At 62.5% G+C, this 22,339-nt stretch carries 26 protein-coding genes and 2 pseudogenes; 2 read left to right on the forward strand and 26 right to left on the reverse strand.

The genetic code is table 11. The annotated features are described in order from the left end of the window. Window positions 1–55 precede the first annotated feature (55 nt). Entirely contained in the window at window positions 56–1,465 is a 1,410-nt protein-coding gene (gene glnA / locus EJ078_RS00465) for a type I glutamate--ammonia ligase (RefSeq protein WP_066989632.1), read from the forward strand. Window positions 1,466–1,704: 239 nt separating this feature from the next. Here glnA and EJ078_RS00470 read toward each other — a convergent pair whose 3' ends face one another. After that, window positions 1,705–2,745 carry a glutamine synthetase beta-grasp domain-containing protein gene (locus EJ078_RS00470; RefSeq protein WP_066989630.1) on the reverse strand — a complete coding sequence of 347 codons (1,041 nt, stop codon included), beginning with the start codon at window positions 2,743–2,745 and terminating at the stop codon, window positions 1,705–1,707. 308 nt (window positions 2,746–3,053) lie between these two features. On the opposite strand from EJ078_RS00470, the gene EJ078_RS00475 reads away from it, so the two are divergent. Beyond that, the gene (locus EJ078_RS00475) at window positions 3,054–3,248 is read left to right on the forward strand and encodes a DUF2735 domain-containing protein (protein ID WP_067321438.1); all 195 of its coding nucleotides are present in this window, start codon (window positions 3,054–3,056) and stop codon (window positions 3,246–3,248) included. 77 nt (window positions 3,249–3,325) lie between these two features. Here EJ078_RS00475 and EJ078_RS00480 read toward each other — a convergent pair whose 3' ends face one another. The 25 genes and pseudogenes from EJ078_RS00480 to rpmC form a co-directional block, all read right to left on the reverse strand. Continuing rightward, entirely contained in the window at window positions 3,326–5,215 is a 1,890-nt protein-coding gene (locus EJ078_RS00480; protein ID WP_067321442.1) for an MFS transporter, read from the reverse strand. A 179-nt stretch (window positions 5,216–5,394) separates the two neighbouring features. After that, window positions 5,395–6,186: an ATP12 family chaperone protein gene (locus EJ078_RS00485; protein ID WP_127216120.1), complete on the reverse strand. Its 792-nt coding sequence runs from the start codon at window positions 6,184–6,186 to the stop codon at window positions 5,395–5,397. 10 nt (window positions 6,187–6,196) lie between these two features. Further along, window positions 6,197–7,072, reverse strand: coding sequence for a DMT family transporter (locus EJ078_RS00490; protein ID WP_067321630.1), 876 nt, complete (start codon window positions 7,070–7,072; stop codon window positions 6,197–6,199). A gap of 41 nt (window positions 7,073–7,113) precedes the next feature. After that, entirely contained in the window at window positions 7,114–8,100 is a 987-nt protein-coding gene (locus EJ078_RS00495; protein WP_095830132.1) for an RluA family pseudouridine synthase, read from the reverse strand. A 122-nt stretch (window positions 8,101–8,222) separates the two neighbouring features. After that, window positions 8,223–9,053, reverse strand: coding sequence for an aspartyl/asparaginyl beta-hydroxylase domain-containing protein (locus EJ078_RS00500; RefSeq protein WP_095780448.1), 831 nt, complete (start codon window positions 9,051–9,053; stop codon window positions 8,223–8,225). A 206-nt stretch (window positions 9,054–9,259) separates the two neighbouring features. Then, window positions 9,260–10,567 (reverse strand): replication-associated recombination protein A, encoded by a 1,308-nt coding sequence (locus EJ078_RS00505; protein ID WP_066989617.1) that lies wholly within the window; start codon window positions 10,565–10,567, stop codon window positions 9,260–9,262. 44 nt (window positions 10,568–10,611) lie between these two features. After that, a pseudogene (locus EJ078_RS00510) lies at window positions 10,612–12,104 on the reverse strand (DegQ family serine endoprotease). 190 nt (window positions 12,105–12,294) lie between these two features. Beyond that, a complete protein-coding gene (gene rplQ / locus EJ078_RS00515) occupies window positions 12,295–12,726 on the reverse strand; it encodes a 50S ribosomal protein L17 (protein ID WP_066989613.1) in 432 nt (143 codons plus the stop codon). A gap of 104 nt (window positions 12,727–12,830) precedes the next feature. Continuing rightward, window positions 12,831–13,841 carry a DNA-directed RNA polymerase subunit alpha gene (locus tag EJ078_RS00520; protein WP_059188661.1) on the reverse strand — a complete coding sequence of 337 codons (1,011 nt, stop codon included), beginning with the start codon at window positions 13,839–13,841 and terminating at the stop codon, window positions 12,831–12,833. 99 nt (window positions 13,842–13,940) lie between these two features. Then, window positions 13,941–14,330 (reverse strand): 30S ribosomal protein S11, encoded by a 390-nt coding sequence (gene rpsK / locus EJ078_RS00525; protein ID WP_006205444.1) that lies wholly within the window; start codon window positions 14,328–14,330, stop codon window positions 13,941–13,943. Window positions 14,331–14,476: 146 nt separating this feature from the next. Further along, entirely contained in the window at window positions 14,477–14,845 is a 369-nt protein-coding gene (gene rpsM, locus EJ078_RS00530; RefSeq protein WP_027170351.1) for a 30S ribosomal protein S13, read from the reverse strand. A gap of 223 nt (window positions 14,846–15,068) precedes the next feature. Beyond that, window positions 15,069–15,659 (reverse strand): adenylate kinase, encoded by a 591-nt coding sequence (locus tag EJ078_RS00535; protein ID WP_208721045.1) that lies wholly within the window; start codon window positions 15,657–15,659, stop codon window positions 15,069–15,071. A 13-nt stretch (window positions 15,660–15,672) separates the two neighbouring features. Beyond that, window positions 15,673–16,995, reverse strand: a pseudogene (gene secY / locus EJ078_RS00540) (preprotein translocase subunit SecY); the annotation flags it as partial. 278 nt (window positions 16,996–17,273) lie between these two features. After that, window positions 17,274–17,747, reverse strand: coding sequence for a 50S ribosomal protein L15 (gene rplO / locus EJ078_RS00545; protein WP_067321465.1), 474 nt, complete (start codon window positions 17,745–17,747; stop codon window positions 17,274–17,276). 23 nt (window positions 17,748–17,770) lie between these two features. Continuing rightward, window positions 17,771–17,968 (reverse strand): 50S ribosomal protein L30, encoded by a 198-nt coding sequence (gene rpmD / locus EJ078_RS00550; protein ID WP_127216491.1) that lies wholly within the window; start codon window positions 17,966–17,968, stop codon window positions 17,771–17,773. A 25-nt stretch (window positions 17,969–17,993) separates the two neighbouring features. Continuing rightward, a complete protein-coding gene (rpsE, locus tag EJ078_RS00555; protein WP_027046810.1) occupies window positions 17,994–18,563 on the reverse strand; it encodes a 30S ribosomal protein S5 in 570 nt (189 codons plus the stop codon). A 127-nt stretch (window positions 18,564–18,690) separates the two neighbouring features. Continuing rightward, a complete protein-coding gene (gene rplR / locus EJ078_RS00560) occupies window positions 18,691–19,053 on the reverse strand; it encodes a 50S ribosomal protein L18 (RefSeq protein WP_066989604.1) in 363 nt (120 codons plus the stop codon). A gap of 88 nt (window positions 19,054–19,141) precedes the next feature. Continuing rightward, window positions 19,142–19,675: a 50S ribosomal protein L6 gene (rplF, locus tag EJ078_RS00565; RefSeq protein ID WP_067321468.1), complete on the reverse strand. Its 534-nt coding sequence runs from the start codon at window positions 19,673–19,675 to the stop codon at window positions 19,142–19,144. 113 nt (window positions 19,676–19,788) lie between these two features. Continuing rightward, window positions 19,789–20,187: a 30S ribosomal protein S8 gene (rpsH, locus tag EJ078_RS00570; protein ID WP_127404301.1), complete on the reverse strand. Its 399-nt coding sequence runs from the start codon at window positions 20,185–20,187 to the stop codon at window positions 19,789–19,791. Between the two features lie 12 nt (window positions 20,188–20,199). Beyond that, window positions 20,200–20,505 carry a 30S ribosomal protein S14 gene (gene rpsN / locus EJ078_RS00575; RefSeq protein ID WP_059188495.1) on the reverse strand — a complete coding sequence of 102 codons (306 nt, stop codon included), beginning with the start codon at window positions 20,503–20,505 and terminating at the stop codon, window positions 20,200–20,202. A 26-nt stretch (window positions 20,506–20,531) separates the two neighbouring features. Further along, on the reverse strand, window positions 20,532–21,110 hold the full coding sequence (rplE, locus tag EJ078_RS00580) for a 50S ribosomal protein L5 (protein ID WP_095777622.1): 579 nt from the start codon (window positions 21,108–21,110) through the stop codon (window positions 20,532–20,534). After that, window positions 21,103–21,417: a 50S ribosomal protein L24 gene (rplX, locus tag EJ078_RS00585; protein ID WP_059188493.1), complete on the reverse strand. Its 315-nt coding sequence runs from the start codon at window positions 21,415–21,417 to the stop codon at window positions 21,103–21,105. Before rplX ends, rplE begins: the two co-directional genes overlap by 8 nt. 12 nt (window positions 21,418–21,429) lie before the next feature. Beyond that, a complete protein-coding gene (gene rplN, locus EJ078_RS00590) occupies window positions 21,430–21,798 on the reverse strand; it encodes a 50S ribosomal protein L14 (protein ID WP_006205457.1) in 369 nt (122 codons plus the stop codon). A gap of 81 nt (window positions 21,799–21,879) precedes the next feature. Further along, on the reverse strand, window positions 21,880–22,119 hold the full coding sequence (gene rpsQ, locus EJ078_RS00595; RefSeq protein WP_040970380.1) for a 30S ribosomal protein S17: 240 nt from the start codon (window positions 22,117–22,119) through the stop codon (window positions 21,880–21,882). 11 nt (window positions 22,120–22,130) lie between these two features. Next, entirely contained in the window at window positions 22,131–22,331 is a 201-nt protein-coding gene (gene rpmC, locus EJ078_RS00600; protein WP_040970379.1) for a 50S ribosomal protein L29, read from the reverse strand. Between the last annotated feature and the right edge of the window lie 8 nt (window positions 22,332–22,339).

Genomic DNA, 22,339 nt, shown 5'->3' on the forward strand with positions numbered 1-22,339 from the left:
CCCGTCTTCCTGAACCGTCATCATCAAAAAACGTCAGCACACAGGGATACATGACATGACGACAGCCAAAGACATCATGAAGCAGATCAAGGACAACGATGTAAAATTCGTCGACCTGCGCTTCACCGATCCGAGGGGCAAGCTGCAGCATGTGACGATGGACGTCGTCGAGGTCGAGGAGGACATGTTCGCCGACGGCGTCATGTTCGACGGCTCCTCGATCGCGGGCTGGAAGGCGATCAACGAGTCCGACATGGTGCTGATGCCGGACACGGATACGGTCCACATGGATCCGTTCTTCGCCCAGTCGACCATGGTGATCCTGTGCGACATCCTCGATCCGATCTCGGGCGAGGCCTACAATCGCGACCCGCGCGGCACCGCCAAGAAAGCCGAAGCCTACATGAAGTCGGAAGGCATCGGCGACACCATCTATGTCGGCCCGGAAGCCGAGTTCTTCGTGTTCGATGACGTCAAGTACAAGGCCGATCCCTATAACACCGGGTTCCGCCTGGACTCGACCGAGCTGCCGTCCAACGACGACACCGACTATGAGACCGGCAATCTCGGCCATCGGCCGCGCATCAAGGGCGGCTACTTCCCTGTGCCGCCGATCGACTCCTGCCAGGACATGCGTTCCGAGATGCTGACGGTGCTCGCTGAAATGGGCGTGCGCGTCGAAAAGCATCACCACGAGGTCGCGGCCGCCCAGCACGAACTCGGCATCAAGTTCGACACGCTGGTGCGCAACGCCGACAAGATGCTGATCTATAAGTATGTCGTGCACCAGGTCGCCAATGCCTATGGCAAGACGGCCACTTTCATGCCGAAGCCGGTGTTCGGCGACAACGGCTCGGGCATGCACGTGCACCAGTCGATCTGGAAGGGCGGCAAGCCGACCTTCGCCGGCAACGAATACGCCGGCTTGTCGGAAACCTGCCTCTTCTACATCGGCGGCATCATCAGGCACGCCAAGGCGATCAACGCCTTCACCAACCCGCTCACCAACTCCTATAAGCGTCTGGTGCCGGGTTACGAAGCGCCGGTGCTGCTCGCCTATTCGGCGCGCAACCGTTCGGCCTCCTGCCGCATTCCGTTCGGCTCCTCGCCGAAGTCGAAGCGCGTCGAGGTCCGCTTCCCCGATCCGGGCGCGAACCCCTATCTCGGCTTTGCCGCCATGCTGATGGCGGGTCTCGACGGCATCAAGAACAAGATTCATCCCGGACAGCCGATGGATAAGGATCTCTACGACCTGCCGCCGAAGGAATTGAAGAAGATCCCGACGGTCTGCGGCTCCCTGCGCGAAGCGTTGCAGAACCTCGACAAGGACCGCGGCTTCCTGAAGGCAGGCGGCGTGTTCGACGACGACCAGATCGACTCTTATATCGAGCTCAAGATGGCCGAGGTGATGCGCTTCGAAATGACCCCGCACCCGGTCGAGTACGACATGTACTATTCGGTGTAAGCGACTGCATTCCCGACAGAAAACAACCCCGGCGAAAGCCGGGGTTTTTCGTGAACAGCTCGCCAGAGGGCGGAAAGGCCGCAGGACGGGCCTCGTCAGAACAGCAGGCCAGCACTGTCGCGAGAGCGCGGATCTCATCGCCGCCAAGCAAGCCAGGCGTAAAAAAGCCCCGGCATTTCGCCGGGGCTTTTTTGATGTTCGCTGGCCTGGCGCGGACTGCCGCCCACGCCGTAGAAGCATCACGCCGCAGCCGAGACCTTTGCGTCGGTCGCGACCTCCGAGATCGTCTTCAGGACCTGCGAGGCGATCTGGTAGGGGTCGCCCTGGGAGTTCGGGCGGCGGTCTTCCAGATAGCCCTTGTAGTCGTTCTTGATGAAGGAGTGCGGCACGCGGATCGAGGCGCCGCGGTCGGCAACGCCATAGGAGAACTTGTTCCACGGCGCAGTCTCATGCTTGCCAGTCAGGCGCTTGTCGTTGTCCGGACCATAGACGGCGATGTGATCCATCAGGTTCTTTTCGAACTGGGCCATCAGCGCCTCGAAATAGGCCTTGCCGCCGACTTCGCGCATGTACTTGGTCGAGAAGTTGCAGTGCATGCCCGAGCCGTTCCAGTCGGTATCGCCAAGCGGCTTGCAGTGGAACTCGATGTCGATGCCGTACTTTTCGGTAAGGCGCAGCAGCAGGTAGCGCGCCATCCAGATCTGGTCGGCGGCCTTCTTGGAGCCCTTGCCGAAGATCTGGAACTCCCACTGGCCCTTGGCCACTTCGGCGTTGATGCCTTCATGATTGATGCCGGCTGCGAGACAGAGGTCGAGATGCTCCTCGACGATCTGGCGCGCGACATCGCCGACATTCTTGTAGCCGACGCCGGTGTAATAAGGTCCCTGCGGCGCCGGATAGCCGCTCTCGGGGAAGCCGAGCGGGCGGCCATCCTTGTAGAAGAAATATTCCTGCTCAAAGCCGAACCAGGCGTCCTCGTCGTCCAGGATGGTCGCGCGGCTGTTCGAAGCATGCGGGGTGACGCCATCGGGCATCATGACTTCGCACATGACGAGAACGCCGTTGGTGCGCGCCGGATCCGGATAGAGCGCGACCGGCTTCAGCACGCAGTCGGAGCTGCGGCCTTCGGCCTGGTTCGTGGAAGAGCCGTCGAAGCCCCACAGTGGCAGCTGCTCGAGCGTCGGGAACTCGGCAAACTCCTTGATCTGGGTCTTGCCGCGCAGATTGGGGGTCGGGGTGTAGCCGTCGAGCCAAATATACTCGAGTTTGTATTTGGTCATTCCAGTGCCTCTCGTTGCTTGGACGCCGGGGCGGCATCAACGCATGGCCGGACCGAGCCGGCCTGCCGTGCGCTAAAATGCAATTCGTATGCCACTCTCCTCGTCCAGGGTGCGGCAAAATGGTCATCGCAAAGCGTTGATTTTGCTGAGCCTGCGCAGCAATGCGCGGCGATCGTTCAGGCGCGCTTTCTGCATAAATATTGTGCAGCGACTGATCTTTTTGTGGGCATATTGCCTAAATGAATCGCAGAACCTATCTTGGGAACAGATTTGAATCGACTTGCTCCTGAAGAGGTAGGAGGGCGCCAATGGATGTCACCACGTCCCGTCCTTCGGCAAAGATCCTGATGTTCCCGCTTGCAGGCCGGGCGTCTGCCTCAAATTTAGGCGCAAAGGCGAAATTCGCGGCAGAGCTTGCCTCGTTGCGCAATACGCACGCAGATTTCGACGGCTGGTACCATCAGGCGGCAATCGAGGAAGAACACAAGCAGCGCAAGAGCTGACCAATTCTTTCCAGCTCGAGACGAGAAAAAGCCCGGCGCGATCGCTCGCGCCGGGCTCTTCATTTGCCGAGGATCGGCTACTGCTTGGCGTCCAGATCGGTGCCAAGCGTATCCCTGACGAAGATCATGCCGATGATAAGCGACATCGCGGCGATCACCACCGGGTACCAGAGGCCGTAATAGATGTCGCCCTTGTAGGCGCTGAGTGCGAACACCGTTGCCGGCAGCAGGCCGCCGAACCAGCCATTGCCGATATGGTAAGGCAGCGACATGCCGGTATAGCGGATGCGGGTCGGGAACATCTCGACCAGGATTGCGGCGATCGGCCCGTAGACCATGGTCACGAACACGACCAGGATGAACAGGATGCCGATCGTCACCGGCCAATTCACCGCCTCCGGATCGGCGACCATGGCAAAGGCACCACCGCCCGGGATGTTGTAGACGGTGACCTCGGGGGCGCCGGCCGCTTCCTCCTTGGTCAGCAGCTTGTCGGCCACCGCCTTGTCGGTCGGAACGGTCGTTTTCTCGCCGCCGCGGATCGCCGCGGCATCGAGCTTCAGTTCCGGATTGGCTGCGACGAAGGCGTCGAGCTTCTGGTCCGGCACCTTGGCCGCGGCCCGCTTCAGCGGATAGCCGCCATCCTGCAGGGACATGTTGACGGCCTTTTGGAAGGCGGCCTCCTTGGCCTTGGCCTGATCGCCGGCGGCGACGGCGTCATAGGACTGCACCGTCTCGTTGCCGATCTTGACCGTGGCGGCCGTGCCGGGTGCCGCGGTCGAAACGACGTCGTAAGGCACCGAGTTCTTGGTCAGGAACGAGGTCGCGATATCGCAGGATGTCGTGAACTTCGCCGTGCCGACCGGATTGAACTGGAACCTGCAGTCGCCGGGTGCCGCGGTCACCGTCGCGCGCGTGTTCTGCTGTGCGGTGGCCAGCGCCGGATTGGCGGCCCAGGTCAGCGCCTTGAACAGCGGGAAGGTGCAGACGATTCCCAAAGCAAGGCCGGCCATGATGATCGGCTTGCGGCCGATCTTGTCGGACAGCCAGCCGAACACGACGAAGAAGATCGAGCCGACGGCAAGCGCGATCGCGATCATGACGTTGACCGACCACGCGTCGACCTTCAGCACGTTCTGCAGGAAGAACAGCGCGTAGAACTGGCCGTTGTACCAGATCACGGCCTGGCCTGCGGTGAGGCCGAGCAGCGCCAGAAGCGCGATCTTGGCATTCTTCCACTGGCCGAAGGCTTCTGACAGCGGCGCCTTGGAGCCCTTGCCCTCCTCCTTCATGCGCTGGAAGGTCGGCGACTCCGAAAGCGACAGCCGGATCCAGATCGAAATGGCAAGCAGCAGGAAGGAGACGATGAAGGGAATGCGCCAGCCCCAGGCAGCGTAGGTTTCCTTGCTGAGCGAACCCTGGACGATGAGGATGACGATCAGCGACAGGAATAGGCCGAGCGTTGCCGTCGTCTGGATCCAAGAGGTGTAGAAGCCGCGGCGATCGTCCGGCGCGTGCTCTGCGACATAGGTTGCGGCACCGCCATATTCGCCGCCAAGCGCCAGCCCCTGCAGCATGCGCAGCCCGATCAGTATCACCGGCGCCGCGATGCCCCAGCTGGCATAGCCGGGCAGCAGGCCGACCAGGAAGGTCGACAGGCCCATGATTGTCATGGTGACGAGGAAGGTGTATTTGCGGCCGACGAGGTCGCCGATGCGGCCGAACACAAGCGCGCCGAAGGGACGGACGAGGAAGCCGGCGGCGAAAGCTAGCAGCGCGAAGATGTTGCGCGTCGCCTCGGGGATGGTCGGGCTGAAGAAGGTCGCGCCGATGAAGGCGGCCAGCGAACCGTAAAGATAGAAATCGTACCATTCGAAAACGGTACCGAGCGAGGAGGCGAAGATGACCTTCTTTTCCTCCCGCGTCATGCCGCGGCTTTTTCCGCCGGCGGTCGATGCCATTGCCATTGATATATCCTCCCGTGGATCCCGTCTGTCCTCGATGGCTGCGCGCCACCGTCCGCAATTCCTCCGAACGCGGACTCAAAAACGCGGCCAACGAAGGAAAAAATGGCAGAAAGCGCCCCGGAAAGGCACCGCGACGATGGGATTATGACTTTGGTATTAGATGCAATGCGAAGCGGCGCTCAGGCTTTGAGCGCCTCAAGCAGGCTGACTGCCGCCATCATGTCGCGCTTGCGGGCGGAGCGGCGCGCGACGGCTTCGGCATCCTGGCCCCAGTGCTCGATCTGCCAGTCTTCGTCGACATGGCCGGCGGCCCAGGCCTCCTCGCCGTCGAGCTCGCCGAAGTCGACGGCAAGCGCCAGCAGCGCTGAGCCGGTCAGCGAGGTCATGACGTGGATCGCGGCCAGACGCAGCGGCTCGGCGCGCTGGGCAAGATAAGCGCCAAGGACGGCGATCGTCTCGCGCGGCTGCTCGACATGGATGACACCTTCGGCGAGGTTGAAGCGCACGCCGAGGTTGCTTCTTGCCCAATCGAGAACCGGATCCCAGAGCCTGTTCTGACGGTCTACCAGCCCCTGCGGGCCATCGGCTCGGTAGCAAAGCAGGTCCGACGAAGCGAAGCGCAGGACATCCTCCAGCACCGCTTGCGGGTCGCTGGCCACACCGTCGAGTGCCGTGTTGGCAAGGCGCATCACCGGCATGGTCACAGGGTCGATGATCTCGCGCTGGGCGGAAAATTCGTCAGCAACCAGCGTCGCGGCTCCTTCAGTCGGCAACACCAGCAGCGCCTTTCCCGGCGTGCGGACCGGCCTGCCGTCCAGATGGACGGCAAAACCGCCTTCGACCGGCACTACCGAAACCGCCTTGTAGAAGCGCTTCGGCAGCGGCGTCTTCATCTGGATCTGGGCGCGGCGCACCGGATCGGGATCTGAAAGCTGCTTTCCCGCTTCGAGGTCGTTGAGGATGTCGCGCATCTCGAACTCCTTACGCTGGGACCTGCTTGCGCGACGGCCGATTGACGATGATCAGCCCGGCCGCGATCAGGCCCAGTGCCAGGAAGATCCTGATCGTCAGCGGCTCGCCCAAAAGCACGGCGCCGCACAGAACACCGAACACCGGCGACAGGAAGGCGAAGCTGGACAGGCCCGCCGCCGGATAGCGCGTGAGCAGCCAGAACCACAAAACATAGGTGAAAGCGACGATATAGAAAGACTGGAACATCAATGCCAGTGTCGGCAATGCAGCGATTTCGCGGATCGGCGGGCCGGCGAACGGCATCACAAGGGCACCGACGACGGCGGCGCCAGCGAGTTGATAGAGCAGAAGCTTCTCGGCGCTGGTCTCGACCAGCTTCGATCGCTTGATGACGATGCTGGTCAACGCCCACAGGATGCCCGAGCCAAGACTGAGCAGATCGCCCGTCAGCGTCGCGTCATTGCCGGCGAAGATGCCGTCTGAGAACACGGCCAGAAGCCCGCAGAAAGCAAGCACGAGGCCCCCAAGCTTGCGCGCGTTGATGCGCTCGCCGAGCAAAAAATGGCCGCCGATCAGGACCCAGAACGGCATGGTGTTGACCAACAGCGTGTTGCGAGCGACGGTCGTGTATTCCAGCCCGATATAGAGAAACAGGAACTCGACGCCGAAGAGCACGCCGACGACAATGCCGGCGCTGAGCGTCCCATCCGCTTCAAACAGCTTGATGCCGCGCAACCGGCACCAGCCGAGAACGCACAGCCCGCCGATGATCGAGCGCGCGATCGATACGAAGACCGGATCGTAGCCGGCATAGGAGACCTTGGCGGCGACGTAGTTCAGGCCCCAGGACAATGTCAGCCCGACCATCATGGCGGCCGCGGTCATGTCGACCGCGTCGCGTCGGCCGAATGTATCGGCAGCACCGCTCAATTGTCGTCCTCCGCGCTCTGCTCATCGAAGCCGAGCAAGTTCCAGCTTTGGCGCATATGCGGCGGCATCGGCGCGGTAACATCGATGACGCCCTGGTCTGGATGCGGGATAACGATGCGGCGCGCGTGAAGATGAAGGCGGTTCTGGATGCCGCCGGGAAACTCCCAATTGGTGTCGGCCTCGAAATATTTGGGATCGCCGATGATCGGGCAGCCGATATGGGCGGCATGGACGCGAAGCTGGTGGGTGCGGCCGGTATAAGGTTCCATTTCCAGCCAGGACAGCGACTGCGCCGCCTGCTCGACCACGCGGTAATAGGAAACGGCATGGTCGGCGCCCTTCTCGCCATGCTTGGCGATGCGCACGCGGTCGCCGTCCGGCGTCGCCTCCTTGACCAGCCAGGTCGAGATCTTGTCCTCGCGCTTCGGCGGCACGCCCTTGACCAAGGCCCAATAGGTTTTCTTCGTCTCGCGCGCCCGGAACGCTTCCGACAGCTTCATCGCGGCAAGGCGGGTGCGGGCAACGACCAGCACGCCGGAAGTGTCGCGGTCGAGGCGATGGACGAGGCGCGGCTTCTCGCCCTTCTGGTTGCGCCAGGCCTCGAGCATGTCGTCGACATTGCGCGTGACGCCGGAGCCGCCCTGCACGGCAAGCCCGGCAGGCTTGTTGAAGACGAAGACCTTCGGGTCCTCGTGCAGCAGCATCTTGGCCAGCACATCGGCATCGCCCTGGTTGCGGATCGAATGGCCAGTGAGCGCGGCGTCGCCCTTCTTGTCGACTTCGAGCGGCGGAATGCGCACGGTCTGCCCGGGCTCGACGCGCGTGTCGGCCTTGACGCGGCCGCCATCGACGCGGACCTGGCCCGAGCGCAAGAGCTTTTGCAGGTGACCGAAGCCGAGGCCCGGATAATGGACCTTGAACCAGCGGTCGAGCCGCATGCCCGCTTCGCCGGCCTCCACAGTGATTTGTTCGACACCTGCCATGGTTACGCTTTTCCGGTTGAAAGCGGCGCCATAGCACTAAGGCAAAGAGGTTGCGAGCCAAAGACCCAACAACGGACAAAGATCGCGCCAAAGAGCTTTGCGGAGCCGCAGGCGCGGACGCTTCAGTTTGCGGCGGCCTTCTTGGCCTTGGACGAGCCGATCATCTTCCAGTTCTTGTAGAACATGGAATTGATGCGCTCGACGCTGACCGAGACGATGGCGAGAAGGTTGGCGATCAGGCCGGGGAATGGCGATGGACGGATGATATCCATGAACACGCAGTAGCGGCGTCCGTCATATTCGTTCACCGAACGGTGCAGCAGCGTGTCGTCGAAAATGTAAAGCGGGTTGTCGTGCCAGTAGTTCCTGGCGCCGTTGCACTCGACGAAAATCTCAGCCTTGACCGGCAACAGGTTGTAGAGGATGCGCAGGCTGAGCCGCAGCGGCCCGAAATGCCAGGAAGTCGATTCCTTGCCTCTGAAGACTGAGACCGCGATGGTCTTGATGTATTTGAAGTCCTTGTTGAATTCCGCGACGTTGTCGATCTTGTGCTTGCCATACCACTGATAGACATACATGCCGCGCCGACCGGTGCCGAAATTGGCGTCGATATCGGCGATGATCTCGTCCTTGCGAGCCTTGAAGACGTCGAGAACCTCGTTGACCTCGCGCTGATAGTCTGCGGGGAACTGCTCCAGCTTCCATACGCCCGGGTTCCGATAGCAAAGCAGGTCGACCAAAAGGTTGAATGGCGACAGCAGCCAGGTGAAGATGCCGTTGCCCAGGAAATAGCCGCGGAACAACGACAGATCCTTGTTTGCATTGCGCATCACGTCGATCAGACCGCAGACGATCCAGATCGTGGTCAGGATCGGGATAAAATAAAAGCCAAGCGCGAGAAGCGGGACTGCGATAGCAGCCTGACGAAGAGTCTTACGGGTTTGCTTTGTCATAGTCTTTCGCTTGGGAGCGCGATCCTGTTCGCATGAGCCAAATCACGGCGACCTCCGCCAGCCGTGCGCCTTCATAGGATTTTTCATGACGCGGCACAATCTGGAACAGGTTTGCCCGCTCACGATCGCGCCAGCATCTCGACTTTGCTGTCATGCCGACGAAGCTTCGCCGCGAAGCACCCGAGCCCGCCGAGTCGCGGAAGCGGCTATTCCCGCTCTTTGCGCAGCTTTGCCCAGTATTCCAACCGCTTCTTGACCTCGCGCTCGAAGCCGCGCTCGGGCGGATCGTAGAAAGTGCGGCGGCCCATCTTTTCCGGGAAATAGTCCTGGCCGGAAAAGGCATCCGGCTCGTCGTGGTCGTAGCGGTAGCCGGCGCCGTAATCCTCTTCCTTCATCAGCTTGGTCGGCGCGTTGAGGATGTGCTTGGGCGGCAGCAGCGAGCCGAATTCCTTGGCCGCTTGTGTCGCCGCCTTGAAGGCGGTGTAGACGGCATTCGACTTGGGCGCGGTGGCGAGGTAGACGGTGGCCTCGGCGAAGGCGAGTTCGCCCTCGGGCGAGCCGAGATAATCGTAGGCGTCCTTTGCGGCATTGGCGACGACCAGGGCCTGCGGATCGGCAAGCCCGATATCTTCCACCGCCATGCGCACCAGCCGGCGGCCGAGATAGAGCGGATCCTCACCGGCATCGAACATGCGGGCGAGGTAATACAGCGCAGCGTCCGGATCCGAGCCGCGCACCGATTTATGCAGCGCCGAGATCAGGTTGTAATGGCCGTCCTGGCCCTTGTCGTAGATCGGCGCGCGACGCTGGATGACGCGCTGCAGGCCTTCGGGCCCAAACACCTCGCCCGGCTTGGCGGCGCGCCAGACCTCCTCGGCGAGCGTCAGCGAGGCACGACCGTCGCCATCGCTCATGCGGATCAGCATGGCCCGCGCCTCGTCGTCGAGCGGCAGCGCCCTGCCCTCGGTCGCCTCGGCCCGCTCCAGCAGCTTGGCGATGCTCTCCTCGTCCAGCGAGCGGAAGACGAGCACCCGCGCGCGGGACAGAAGCGCCGCGTTCAGCTCGAAGGATGGGTTCTCCGTCGTGGCGCCGACCAGCACCACCGTGCCGTCTTCCATGACCGGCAAAAAACCATCCTGCTGGGCACGATTGAAGCGATGGATCTCGTCGACGAAGAGCAGCGTCTGGCGGCCATTGGTCCGGCGCAGTTTTGCTGCCTCGAACACTTTCTTCAGGTCGGCGACGCCGGAAAACACCGCCGATATCTGCTCGAAGGCAAGGTGGGTTTCGCCGGCGAGCAACCGCGCCACCGTCGTCTTGCCGGTGCCGGGCGGGCCCCAGAAGATCATCGAGCCGAGCGTGCCGGAATTGATCAGCCGCGTCAGCGCGCCATCCGGGCCGGTCAAGTGCTCCTGGCCGACAACCTCGCCAAGGGTCTTCGGGCGCAACCGGTCAGCCAGCGGCCGGCCAGGCGGCGCCTTCTCCGGTTCATCGACGCTGAACAGATCGGCCATGCACTTTTATTTGGTTGGAACGCGGCCCCTTTTCCAGAGCCTGCTCAGTAACGCAACACCTGGCGCAGTATCTGCCCACCGCGCTCGACGGTAAACCGCCACCACCGCGTGTCCTGCTGCGCAATCTGTGCCAGCGTCGCCGCCTTATCGATGCTCGTGCCGTTCACTTCGCGCACGATGTCGCCCGGTTGGAAGCCGAAATCGGCGGCCGGTGAATCGCGGTTGATGTCGACCACGGTGACCCCTTCATGTCGGTGCGCAGCCCGAGACGCTGGGCAAGGCGCGGCGACAGCTCTGCCACCTTGGCCCCGGCGAAGGGGCTGCGGCCATGCAGCGTGACCTCGCTCGGCTTCGCGCCTTCGGGCGCGCGCTCCAGCGCAATCTCAAGCGTTGCCTGCTGGCCCTTGCTCAGCACGGCGAAGGTCGCCTTGGTGCCGATCGACAGCGTCGCCATGCGGTAATCCAGCGCCTCGATGCTTTCGACCGGGGTGTTGTTGAGCGACAGCACGACGTCGCCAGGCTTGAGCCCCGCCTTGCCGGCCGGTCCGGCCCCATCGACCGACGAGACCAGCGCGCCTGTCGGCTTTTCCATGCCAAGCGATTCCGCGATCTGGGGTGTCACGGCTTCAAACTCGGCGCCGATATAGGGCCGCTCGAAGAAATCCAGGCCGGCTTTGGCGGCGTCGGCGAAAGCCCTGACCATGTTCGACGGAATGGCGAAACCGATACCGATCGAGCCGCCGCTGCGGCTATAGATAGCCGTGTTAATGCCGACCAGCTGGCCGCCCATGTTGATCAGCGCGCCGCCGGAATTGCCGGGATTGATGGCGGCATCGGTCTGGATGAAATAGCCGGAGTCGGAAACGCCGATATGGCTGCGGGCAAGCGCCGAAACGATCCCGCTGGTGGTCGTCTGGCCGACGCCGAAGGGATTGCCGATGGCGAGCACCAGGTCGCCGACCTCGAGCGCGTCGGAATCGCCGATGGCGATCACCGGGAACGGCTTGTCGGCGGAGATTTTGAGCACGGCAAGATCCAGTGTCTCGTCCTTCAGCATCACCTTGGATGTGAACTCGCGCCCGTCGGCCGTCGCGACCTTCACCTCGTCGGCATCCTTGATGACATGGTAGTTGGTGACGATCACGCCGCTCGGATCAACCAGCACGCCGGAACCGAGCGAAGACTGCGCGCGCGGCTGCGCGCGGCCGAAGAACTCCTCGAAGAAGGGATCGCCCTCGAACGGCGAGGTCACCTTTGCGGTCTGCGAGGCGTAGACGTTGACCACGGCCGGCGCCGTCTGCTTGACCAGCGGCGCAAACGAAAGCTGCACCTCCTCGCGGCCGAACGGCACGCGCTTGTCGGGCCCGGAAGTGGAGTTCTCGCCCTCGACGCCATGCAAGAGATCGGTCAGCACGTCGGAAAGGCCAGGGTCGGCCGGCTTGGCGGCATCTTCTGCGAATGCCTGTCTGACGCTAGGAGCCGCGGCGAAAGCGGCAAGCGTGCAAACCGCAATAAGAAACAGCCGTTTGAGGTGCATTCCGAATCCTCCAGATCAGGCGCCATTGTCCCGACGATTGTGCAGAATGAAAGGCTAATGCACGGAAATACGATGCTTGTCGCGCAAAAGCGTGAGAACGAGAACGAAAATCCGCTCGCCCTGCTCGCTGGCTTCAGAACGAAAAAGGGGCCCCGAAGGCCCCTTGAATTCATTCGCTGAAAACCTGGCCTTATGCGGCCGCGGCTTCCTCTTCGCCGCCTTCGGCCTCGAGACGCGCGCGGTCGGCGGCGCCCTTGGCCGAGGTGTCGCGGTCGACGAACTCGATGACCGCCATGGCGGCATTGTCGCCGTGGCGGAAGCCCGCCTTCATGATGCGCAGGTAGCCGCCGTTGCGGCTGGCGTAGCGCGGTGCGATGGTTTCGAACAGGCGCTTGACGACGCCTTCATTGCCGATCTGCGCGATCACCTGGCGGCGGGCGTGCAGGTCGCCGCGCTTGCCGAGCGTCACCAGCTTCTCGACGATCGGACGCAGGTCCTTCGCCTTCGGCAGGGTGGTGACGATCTGCTCGTGCTCGATCAGAGACACGGCGAGGTTGGCGAACATCGACTTGCGGTGGCTTACGCTGCGGGCGAAGCGACGGCCTTTGAAACCGTGGCGCATGGCTCTTTTCCTTCTTTAGTTGTTCAAGAGGCCACGGCCTCTGATGGTTTTCCGCATGACCGTCGGATCGAGCGGCTCGCGCCGCCGATCCTTGGAATTCATGCTCAATACTGATCCTCGTAACGCTTGGCGAGGTCTTCGATGTTTTCCGGCGGCCAGTCCGGCACTTCCATGCCGAGGTGCAGACCCATCGCCGCCAGCACTTCCTTGATCTCGTTCAGCGACTTGCGGCCGAAATTCGGAGTGCGCAGCATCTCGGCTTCGGTCTTCTGGATCAGGTCGCCGATATAGACGATGTTGTCGTTCTTCAGGCAGTTGGCCGAACGCACCGAAAGCTCGAGCTCGTCGACCTTCTTGAGCAGCGCCGGGTTGAAGGCCAGCTCGGTGACGGCCTCGGTGGCGACTTCCTTCTGCGGCTCGTCGAAGTTGACGAACAGGCTGAGCTGGTCCTGCAGGATGCGGGCCGCGAAAGCCACGGCGTCCTCGCCCGAGATCGAACCGTCGGTCTCGATGGTCATGGTCAGCTTGTCATAGTCGAGAACCTGGCCCTCGCGGGTGTTCTCGACCTTGTAGGAGACCTTCTTGACCGGCGAGTAGAGGCTGTCGACCGGGATCAAGCCGATCGGCGCGTCCTCGGCGCGGTTGCGCTCAGCCGGCACATAGCCCTTGCCGGTGTCGACGGTGAATTCCATGCGGATCTCCGCGCCCTCGTCCAGCGTGCAGATCACGTGGTCGGGGTTGAGTATCTCGACGTCGCCGACGGTCTGGATGTCACCGGCAAGCACGGCGCCCGGGCCCTGCTTGCGCACGACCATGCGCTTGGGACCATCGCCTTCCATGCGGATGGCGATTTCCTTGATGTTGAGCACGATGTCGGTCACGTCCTCGCGCACGCCGGCGATGGACGAGAACTCATGCAGCACGCCGTCGATCTGCACGGCGGTGACGGCCGCACCGCGCAGCGAAGACAGAAGCACGCGCCGCAGCGCGTTGCCGAGCGTGAGGCCGAAGCCACGCTCGAGCGGCTCGGCCACAAGCGTGGTCAGCGTCTTCTTCTTCGACGAGAACTCGATCTTGTTCGGCTTGATCAGTTCCTGCCAGTTTTTCTGGATCATGGTGTCTTCCTTCCTTTGACCCGCCACCATCCAATCGTGGCGGGCAGCCTGGAATTGCCGCGGAGGAGCGCCCTGGCGCTCACGCGGCGTTCAAAAATATTAGACGCGGCGCTTCTTGCGCGGGCGGCAGCCATTGTGCGGGATCGGCGTCACATCGCGGATCGAGGTGATGGTGAAGCCGGCCGCCTGCAGGGCGCGCAGCGCCGATTCACGGCCGGAGCCGGGTCCGCAGACCTCGACCTCGAGCATGCGCATGCCGTGTTCCTGTGCCTTCTTGGCGACGTCCTCGGCGGCCATCTGGGCGGCGAACGGGGTCGACTTGCGCGAACCCTTGAAGCCCTGGGCGCCGGCGGACGACCAGGCGATCGAATTGCCCTGCGCGTCGGTGATGGTGATCATCGTGTTGTTGAAGGTCGAATTGACGTGGGCAACGCCCGACGAGATGTTCTTGCGTTCGCGACGGCGAACACGAGCGGCTTCCTTGGCCATGGTAGTCCTTTCAGTTGATCTCTACACCGCCGTAACGCCAGCGGCTCCACCTTCGTAAGGGAGTAGGGGAATAGGGCAGTAAGGGAGTGGGGAAATGAACGATCCGATTTCGGACTATTTACTCCCCTACCCCCTTATTCCCCTAATTACTTCTTCTTGCCGGCGATCGCCTTGGCCGGGCCCTTGCGGGTGCGCGCATTGGTATGCGTGCGCTGGCCGCGGACCGGCAGCGAGCGGCGGTGACGCAGGCCGCGGTAGCAGCCGAGGTCCATCAGCCGCTTGATGTTCATCGAGACCTCGCGGCGCAGGTCGCCTTCGACCTGGTAGTCGCGGTCGATCGTCTCGCGGATCTGCAGCACTTCCGCGTCGGTCAACTGGTTGACGCGGCGGTCTGCCGGGATGCCGACCTTGTCGACGATCTCCTGGGCAAACTTCTTGCCGATGCCGTGAATGTACTGAAGCGCAATGACGACGCGCTTGTTGGTCGGAATGTTGACGCCGGCTATACGAGCCATGTTCTTTCATCTCCATTTGGGCCGGCCATCCTTCAAAAAGGCAGGCCCGGCGCTATCTAAGTTGCCCCGCGTCCGGTGGAGGCCGGCCCTTGCGGGAGTTTCCTGGTTCAAAACAGATGCCCTGCCCTTGCGGGCAAGCAAAGTCCATGCCTGATAGGAAGACGGGCCGCCATACCCCAATGGCTTCTTCCAGTCAAGCCCAATCTTTGCTTGTCGGAGCGGCCTAGCTCACCGCCGCCGTGAGCACCTTCTCGATCTCCGCGGTCACCTCGTCGATGCTGGCCATGCCGTCAACGCTCTTCAGCCTGCCTTTGGCATAGTAGTAGCCGGTCAGCGGCGCCGTCTTCTTGTAATATTCTCGCAGGCGCTCCTCGAACACCGCCGGGTTGTCGTCCTTGCGCACCGGCTGGCCGGCCGCCTTGGCATCCTCGGCCCGCTTGACGATGCGCCCGACCAGCGCCTTGTCGTCGACGACGAGCTCGATGACGCTGTCGAGCGCGATGTTGCGCTCGGCGAGCATGGCTTCGACGGCATCGGCCTGCACCAGCGTGCGCGGATAACCGTCGAGGATGAAGCCCCTGGCGCAGTCGGGCTGGTCGATCCGCTCGGCAACGATCGCATTGACGATCGCGTCCGATACCAGCTCGCCGGCATCCATAACCGCCTTGGCCCGCTTGCCGACTTCGGTTCCGGCCTGGACGGCGGCACGCAGCATGTCTCCCGTCGAAAGCTGGGGTATGCCGTGTTTTTCTACCAGTCTCTGTGCTTGCGTCCCCTTGCCCGCTCCTGGCGGCCCAAGCAATATCAGCCTCATCTGCTCCTCTTACCCCGCGCAACTTCGACTTCTTGATCAGGCCCTCATACTGGTGCGCGATCAGGTGACCCTGAATCTGCGCCACCGTGTCGAGCGTGACACTGACCACGATCAGAAGCGATGTGCCACCGAGATAGAAAGGTACGCCAGTCGCTGAAATCAGGAACTCAGGCAGCAGACACACCAGCACCAGGTAGATGGCGCCGATGACGGTGATCCGCGTCAGAACATAGTCGATATACTCGGCGGTGCGCTCGCCCGGACGATAGCCCGGGATGAAGCCGGAATGCTTCTTGAGCTGGTCGGCCGTGTCCTTCGGGTTGAAGACGATCGCCGTGTAGAAGAAGGCGAAGAAAATGATCATCGCCGCATAGAACGCCATATAGAGCGGCTGGCCGTGGCCCAGCGCCGCAAGAACCGTGCTCGCCCAGGCAGGCAGGTTGGTGGTCTGCGAGAAGCCGGCAACCGTTGCCGGGAGAAGCAGCAGTGAGGAGGCGAAGATCGGCGGGATGACGCCCGAGGTGTTGAGCTTCAGCGGCAGATGCGAGGTGTCGCCTTGGAACATGCGGTTGCCGACCTGCCGCTTCGGATACTGGATGAGCAGGCGGCGCTGGGCGCGCTCGAAGAAGACGATGACGCCGATGACGACGACGGCGAGCACGATGATCGCGAGAATCAGGCTAGTGGACAGCGCACCGGTGCGGCCGAGTTCCAGCGTGCCTGAAATGGCGTGCGGCAGACCGGCGACGATGCCCGAGAAGATGATCAGCGAAATGCCGTTGCCGATGCCGCGCGCGGTGATCTGCTCGCCGAGCCACATGAGGAACATGGTCCCGCCGACAAGCGTGACGACGGTCGAGATGCGGAAGAACATGCCGGGATCGGTGACGATACCGTTGCCGCCCTCCAGCCCGACCGAAATGCCGTAGGCCTGCACCAAGGCCAGCAGCACGGTGCCGTAGCGCGTGTACTGGTTGATGATCTTGCGGCCCTGCTCGCCTTCCTTCTTCAGCGCTTCCAGCGACGGGATGACCGAGGTCATCAGCTGCATGATGATGGAGGCGGAGATGTAGGGCATGATGCCGAGCGCGAAGATCGCCATGCGCTGCACGGCGCCGCCGGCAAACATGTTGAACATGCCGAGCACGCCCTTGCTCTGCGAGGAGAAGGCCTGCGCGAAAGCGTCGGGATTGATCCCGGGAAGCGGGATGTAGGTACCGAGGCGGTAGACGAGCAGCGCGCCGACGGTAAACCAGATCCGCTTCTTCAGATCCTCGGCCTTGGCGAAGGCCGCAAAATTCAGATTGGAGGCTAGTTGTTCAGCAGCCGAAGCCATGCCTGATTTTCTCCGCTAGAGCATGATGCCGAAAAGTGTGAAGCGGTTTTCGGAAGACATCATGCTCTACTTCATTGATTATGCTCTACTTCATTGATTTCTATGTCGCGCTCGATGCCCGCAGCTCAGGCGGCGCGTGTCACCGAAGCTCACGAGATAAGCTCCGGACCGTCAACATGCAAGCGGCCGCGTTGACGCGGCCGCCTAATTGATCAGATCAAAGCGCGGACGGGCGGCAAAAATGAAATCATACCCGCCGGCCGCGCTTCAAATCGCCGTTACTCGGCGGCGGCCGCTTCCGGCAGCTTCACCGAACCGCCGGCCTTCTCGATCTTCTCGATCGCAGCTTTGGAGGCGCCGGCGACGTCGAAGCTGAGCTTGGCCTTGAGCTCGCCGTCGGAGAGCACGCGCACGCCGTCCTTGGCGCGGCGGATGACGCCGGCAGTGATCAGGGTCTCAGCCGTCACGGTCTCCTTCGCGTCGAGCTTCTTGGCATCGACGGCAGCCTGGATGCGAGCAAGCGACACGACGGTGAAGCTCTTGGCGAACAGGTTGTTGAAGCCGCGCTTCGGCAGGCGCCGGTAAAGCGGCATCTGGCCGCCCTCGAAGCCGTTGATGGCAACGCCCGAGCGTGCCTTCTGGCCCTTGACGCCGCGACCGGCGGTCTTGCCAGAGCCGGAGCCGATGCCGCGACCGAGGCGCTTCCTGGAGTGCGTGGCGCCGTCCTTGTCACGCAGATCGTTGAGTTTCATGTTTCTGTCTCCCGCGCTTCCGTTCAGGCCTCGTCCACAACGCGGACGAGGTGCTGGACGGCGGCGATCATCCCGCGCACCGAAGGGGTGTCTTCCAGCGTACGCCGCTTGTGCATCTTGTTGAGGCCGAGGCCGACCAGCGTCGCGCGCTGCTCCTTCGGCCGGCGGATCGGCGAACCGATCTGCTCGATGGTGATGGTCTTGGTAGCTTTCTTGGCCATGGTCGAAATCCCTGGTCAGCGTCGACTATTCTTCGGCCGCGACGGCGGTGCCGCGGCGGGCCTGAAGGGTCGAGTACTTGATGCCGCGCGCAGCGGCCACATCCTTCGGATGCATCTGGCTCTTCAGCGCGTCGAAGGTGGCGCGAACCATGTTGTATGGGTTCGACGAACCCATCGACTTGGCGACCACGTCGTGCATGCCGAGTGTCTCGAAGACGGCGCGCATCGGGCCGCCAGCGATGATGCCGGTACCCTGCTTGGCGGCGCGCAGCAGAACGCGTCCGGCGCCCCAGCGGCCCTCGACGTCGTGATGCAGCGTGCGGCCCGAACGCAGCGGCACGAAGATCATGTCGCGCTTGGCCGATTCGGTCGCCTTGCGGATCGCCTCCGGCACTTCGCGCGCCTTGCCGTGGCCAAAGCCGACGCGGCCCTTCTGATCGCCCACGACGACGAGCGCGGCAAAGCCGAAGCGACGGCCGCCCTTCACCACCTTGGCGACGCGGTTGATGTGGACAAGCTTGTCCACCATGCCGTCGTCGCGCTCTTCGCGTTCACGCTCGCGGCCGCGGCCGCCTTCCCTACGTTCCTGTGCCATATCCTAGTCCTTGTTCTTTTCCGGAAGCACGGGTTGCTGTTTGCCGGCGCCTCTATCGACCACCGGCGGTGAATTTCTCCTTTGCATGATCCTGTCCGAAAAGTCTGCAACTTTTCGGGATCATGCATTAGAAGCTCAGACCGCCTTCGCGGGCAGCCTCGGCCAGCGCCTTGACGCGGCCGTGATAGATGTACGGGCCACGATCGAAGACGACTTCCTTGACGCCGGCCTTCGACGCGCGCTCGGCGATCAGCTTGCCGACCGCGGCAGCAGCGGCGCTGTCGGCGCCGGTCTTGAGCGAGCCCTTCAGCTCCTTCTCCAGGGTCGAGGCGGCGGCCAGCGTGTGGCCCTTGGCGTCGTCGATGACCTGGACGTAGATGTGCTTCGAGGTGCGATGCACCGAAAGCCGCGGCCGCTCGCCGGCGACCTTCTTGAGCTGGCGGCGCACGCGCTGCGCGCGGCGCTGGGTGGTTTCTTTGGGGCTAGCCATGATTCTGTTCCTTGCCTTCAGAAAACGGGGGCAACCGTGTGCGGTAGGCCAAGCCTCCCGCGGTCGCGCCCCGCGGCGATTAAAAGTCTTACTTCTTCTTGCCTTCCTTGCGGACAATCCGCTCGTCGGCATAGCGCACGCCCTTGCCCTTGTAGGGTTCGGGACCGCGATACTCGCGGATCTCGGCCGCGACCTGGCCGACCTGCTGCTTGTCGATGCCGGAGACCGTGATTTCGGTCGGCTTCGGCACGGAGATCGTGATGCCCTGCGGCGTCTCATAGACCACGTCGTGGCTGAAGCCGAGCGCCAGCTGCAGGTTCTTGCCCTGCATGGCGGCGCGATAGCCGACGCCGGTGATCTCGAGCTTCTTCTCGAAGCCGTCCTTGACGCCCTGCAGGATGTTGACGATCTGCGTGCGCGACATGCCCCACTTGGCGCGGGCGGTCTTGGTCTGGTCGCGCGGCTCGACCGAAATCTCGGCGCCTTCCATCTTGACCAGCACTTCGTCGTTGACCACGAACTTCAGCTCGCCCTTGGGGCCCTTCGCCGTCACGGTCTGGCCGTTGACGGTCGCGGAGACGCCCTGCGGCAGCGAAACGGGTTTCTTTCCGATACGAGACATTGTTGTCTCCTCTTTCCTTTACTGCTGTGAATGGTGAATGGTGGAATGGCGAACGGCGCGGTCAAAGTCCCGTGCAGCCTCACCATTCACTATTCACCATTGACCATTCACCCTTAGAAAATCTGGCAGAGGATCTCGCCGCCGACATTCTGCTCGCGCGCTTCGTGATCGGCCATGACGCCCTTCGGCGTCGAAAGGATGGCGATGCCGAGGCCGTTGGCGACATGCGGGATCGACTTGGCCGAGACATAGACGCGGCGGCCGGGCTTCGAGACGCGCTCGATTTCGCGCACGACCGGAGCGCCGTCGAAATACTTCAGCTCGATCTCGATTTCCGACTTGCCGTTCTCGAAGTCAGTCTGGCTGTAGTCGCGAATATAGCCTTCCGACTTCAGCACTTCGAGGACGCGGGCGCGCAGACGCGAGGCCGGGGTCGAGACGCTCGACTTATTGCGGCCATAGGCGTTGCGGATGCGGGTCAGCATATCGCCGAGAGGATCGCTCAATGACATCTCAGTGTCTCCTTACCAGCTCGACTTGACCAGGCCCGGGATCTGGCCGTTGTTGCCCAGATCGCGAAGCGCGATACGCGAAAGCTTGAGCTTGCGATAGTAGGCGCGCGGACGCCCCGTCACTTCGCAGCGGTTGCGGATGCGGATCTTGGCCGAGTTGCGCGGCAGCGCCGAAAGCTTCAACTGGGCGCGGAAACGCTCTTCCATCGGCTTGGACTGGTCCATGACGATGTCCTTGAGCGCCTTGCGCTTGGCGGCGTACTGACCGGCAAGCTTGCGGCGCCGGTTGTTCTTCTCGACTGAGCTGGTCTTTGCCATTTCAGATTTTTCCTTTTTCGCTGCCGTTACTGGCGGAAGGGGAAGTTGAAGGCCTTGAGCAGCGCTCTGGCCTCGTCATCCGTCTTCGCCGTCGTACAAACGATGACGTCCATGCCCCAGACCTGATCAACCTTGTCGTAGTTGATCTCCGGGAACACGATGTGCTCCTTGATGCCCATGGCGTAGTTGCCACGGCCGTCAAAGCTCTTCGGGTTCAGTCCGCGGAAGTCGCGAACGCGCGGCAGCGCGATGTTCACGAGGCGGTCGAGGAACTCGTACATGCGTTCCTTGCGCAGCGTGACCTTGGCGCCGATCGGCATGTTCTCGCGCACCTTGAAGCCCGCGATCGAGTTGCGGGCGCGGGTGACGACAGCCTTCTGGCCGGCGATCAGCGCGAGGTCCTCGGCCGCGACCGAGGGCTTCTTGGAATCGCCGGTCGCTTCGCCGACACCCATGTTCAGCACGATCTTGTCGATGCGCGGAACCTGCATCTCGTTGTCGTAGCCGAACTGCTCCTGCAGCGCCTTGCGGATGGTCTCCTGATAGACCTTCTTGAGGCGCGGCTCGTTCTTGGCAGCTGCCTGCTTGGTTTCAGCCTTAGCCATTGATGACTTCTCCCGAACGCTTGGCGACGCGCACCTTCTTGCCGTCCTTCTGGATGGCGAAGCCGACGCGGGTCGGCTTGCCGTCCTTAGGGTCGGCCAGCGCGATGTTCGACAGGTGGATCGGCGCTTCCTTGGTGATGATCCCGCCCTCTTGGGACTGGGTCTGCTTCTGGTGACGGCGAATGAGGTTCACGCCGCGGACCAGCGCGGTGTCTTCCTTCGGCTGCACCGACAGGACTTCGCCCGAACGGCCCTTGTCCTTGCCGGCAAGCACGACGACCTTGTCGCCTTTTCTGATCTTTTGCATGGGTCCGGCTCCTTACAGCACTTCAGGCGCGAGCGAGATGATCTTCATGTGGTTCTTGGCGCGAAGCTCGCGCGGAACCGGCCCGAAGATACGTGTGCCGATCGGCTCTTTCTTGTTGTCGACGAGAACGGCCGCGTTCTTGTCGAAACGGATCACGCTGCCGTCCGGACGGCGGATGTCCTTGGCCGTGCGAACCACGACCGCCTTCATCACATCGCCCTTCTTAACGCGGCCGCGCGGGATGGCTTCCTTGATCGACACCACGATGATGTCGCCGACGGAGGCATACTTCCGCTTCGAACCGCCCAGCACCTTGATGCACATGACACGACGGGCGCCGGAATTGTCCGCGACGTCGAGGTTTGTTTGCATCTGAATCATGACTGGCCGCCTTCTTCTTTTCTAACGGGACGGGCTTTCACCCCTCCCCGGTCTGTCCAAAATTCGTTTCGTTCGCCCGGATCAAGCCTGATCCGCGGTGATGACGACCCAGCGCTTGTCCTTGGAGATCGGCTTCGATTCCTGGATGAACACCTGGTCGCCGACCTTGTGGGCGTTGTTCTCGTCATGCGCCTTGTACTTCTTGGTCAGGCGCACGGTCTTCTTCATCACGGGATGCGTGAAGCGCCGCTCGACCTTGACGACGACCGTCTTCTCGTTCTTGTCGCTGACCACGGTGCCCTGCAGGATGCGCTTTGGCATGGTTCTCGTCCTTAAGCCTTCTTGGCCGCGGCTTTTTCCGCGGCGATGGTCTTGATGCGCGCGATGTCCCTGCGGACCTGCTTCACGCGTGCGGTCTTCTCGAGCTGGCCGGTGGCCTTCTGGAAGCGCAGGTTGAACTGCTCCTTCTTGAGGGCGGCCAGGTCGTCGGCCAGCTGATCCTGGGTCTTGGTCCGGATATCTTCGGCTTTCATGATCGCCT

Source organism: Mesorhizobium sp. M1A.F.Ca.IN.022.06.1.1 (assembly GCF_003952605.1).
Taxonomy (GTDB): Bacteria; Pseudomonadota; Alphaproteobacteria; order Rhizobiales; family Rhizobiaceae; genus Mesorhizobium.

What these genes read in the sequence shown, in the direction of transcription:
- glnA (WP_066989632.1), top strand. Translation starts at nt 56, where the DNA reads ATGACGACAGCCAAAGACATCATGAAGCAGATCAAGGACAACGATGTA.
- EJ078_RS00470 (WP_066989630.1), bottom strand. Translation starts at nt 2,745, where the DNA reads ATGACCAAATACAAACTCGAGTATATTTGGCTCGACGGCTACACCCCG.
- EJ078_RS00475 (WP_067321438.1), top strand. Translation starts at nt 3,054, where the DNA reads ATGGATGTCACCACGTCCCGTCCTTCGGCAAAGATCCTGATGTTCCCG.
- EJ078_RS00480 (WP_067321442.1), bottom strand. Translation starts at nt 5,215, where the DNA reads ATGGCAATGGCATCGACCGCCGGCGGAAAAAGCCGCGGCATGACGCGG.
- EJ078_RS00485 (WP_127216120.1), bottom strand. Translation starts at nt 6,186, where the DNA reads ATGCGCGACATCCTCAACGACCTCGAAGCGGGAAAGCAGCTTTCAGAT.
- EJ078_RS00490 (WP_067321630.1), bottom strand. Translation starts at nt 7,072, where the DNA reads ATGACCGCGGCCGCCATGATGGTCGGGCTGACATTGTCCTGGGGCCTG.
- EJ078_RS00495 (WP_095830132.1), bottom strand. Translation starts at nt 8,100, where the DNA reads ATGGCAGGTGTCGAACAAATCACTGTGGAGGCCGGCGAAGCGGGCATG.
- EJ078_RS00500 (WP_095780448.1), bottom strand. Translation starts at nt 9,053, where the DNA reads ATGACAAAGCAAACCCGTAAGACTCTTCGTCAGGCTGCTATCGCAGTC.
- EJ078_RS00505 (WP_066989617.1), bottom strand. Translation starts at nt 10,567, where the DNA reads ATGGCCGATCTGTTCAGCGTCGATGAACCGGAGAAGGCGCCGCCTGGC.
- rplQ (WP_066989613.1), bottom strand. Translation starts at nt 12,726, where the DNA reads ATGCGCCACGGTTTCAAAGGCCGTCGCTTCGCCCGCAGCGTAAGCCAC.
- EJ078_RS00520 (WP_059188661.1), bottom strand. Translation starts at nt 13,841, where the DNA reads ATGATCCAGAAAAACTGGCAGGAACTGATCAAGCCGAACAAGATCGAG.
- rpsK (WP_006205444.1), bottom strand. Translation starts at nt 14,330, where the DNA reads ATGGCCAAGGAAGCCGCTCGTGTTCGCCGTCGCGAACGCAAGAACATC.
- rpsM (WP_027170351.1), bottom strand. Translation starts at nt 14,845, where the DNA reads ATGGCTCGTATAGCCGGCGTCAACATTCCGACCAACAAGCGCGTCGTC.
- EJ078_RS00535 (WP_208721045.1), bottom strand. Translation starts at nt 15,659, where the DNA reads ATGAGGCTGATATTGCTTGGGCCGCCAGGAGCGGGCAAGGGGACGCAA.
- rplO (WP_067321465.1), bottom strand. Translation starts at nt 17,747, where the DNA reads ATGAAACTCAACGATCTGCGTGACAAGGACGGCGCCACGCACTCCAGG.
- rpmD (WP_127216491.1), bottom strand. Translation starts at nt 17,968, where the DNA reads ATGGCCAAGAAAGCTACCAAGACCATCACCATCGAGCAGATCGGTTCG.
- rpsE (WP_027046810.1), bottom strand. Translation starts at nt 18,563, where the DNA reads ATGGCACAGGAACGTAGGGAAGGCGGCCGCGGCCGCGAGCGTGAACGC.
- rplR (WP_066989604.1), bottom strand. Translation starts at nt 19,053, where the DNA reads ATGGCTAGCCCCAAAGAAACCACCCAGCGCCGCGCGCAGCGCGTGCGC.
- rplF (WP_067321468.1), bottom strand. Translation starts at nt 19,675, where the DNA reads ATGTCTCGTATCGGAAAGAAACCCGTTTCGCTGCCGCAGGGCGTCTCC.
- rpsH (WP_127404301.1), bottom strand. Translation starts at nt 20,187, where the DNA reads ATGTCATTGAGCGATCCTCTCGGCGATATGCTGACCCGCATCCGCAAC.
- rpsN (WP_059188495.1), bottom strand. Translation starts at nt 20,505, where the DNA reads ATGGCAAAGACCAGCTCAGTCGAGAAGAACAACCGGCGCCGCAAGCTT.
- rplE (WP_095777622.1), bottom strand. Translation starts at nt 21,110, where the DNA reads ATGGCTAAGGCTGAAACCAAGCAGGCAGCTGCCAAGAACGAGCCGCGC.
- rplX (WP_059188493.1), bottom strand. Translation starts at nt 21,417, where the DNA reads ATGCAAAAGATCAGAAAAGGCGACAAGGTCGTCGTGCTTGCCGGCAAG.
- rplN (WP_006205457.1), bottom strand. Translation starts at nt 21,798, where the DNA reads ATGATTCAGATGCAAACAAACCTCGACGTCGCGGACAATTCCGGCGCC.
- rpsQ (WP_040970380.1), bottom strand. Translation starts at nt 22,119, where the DNA reads ATGCCAAAGCGCATCCTGCAGGGCACCGTGGTCAGCGACAAGAACGAG.
- rpmC (WP_040970379.1), bottom strand. Translation starts at nt 22,331, where the DNA reads ATGAAAGCCGAAGATATCCGGACCAAGACCCAGGATCAGCTGGCCGAC.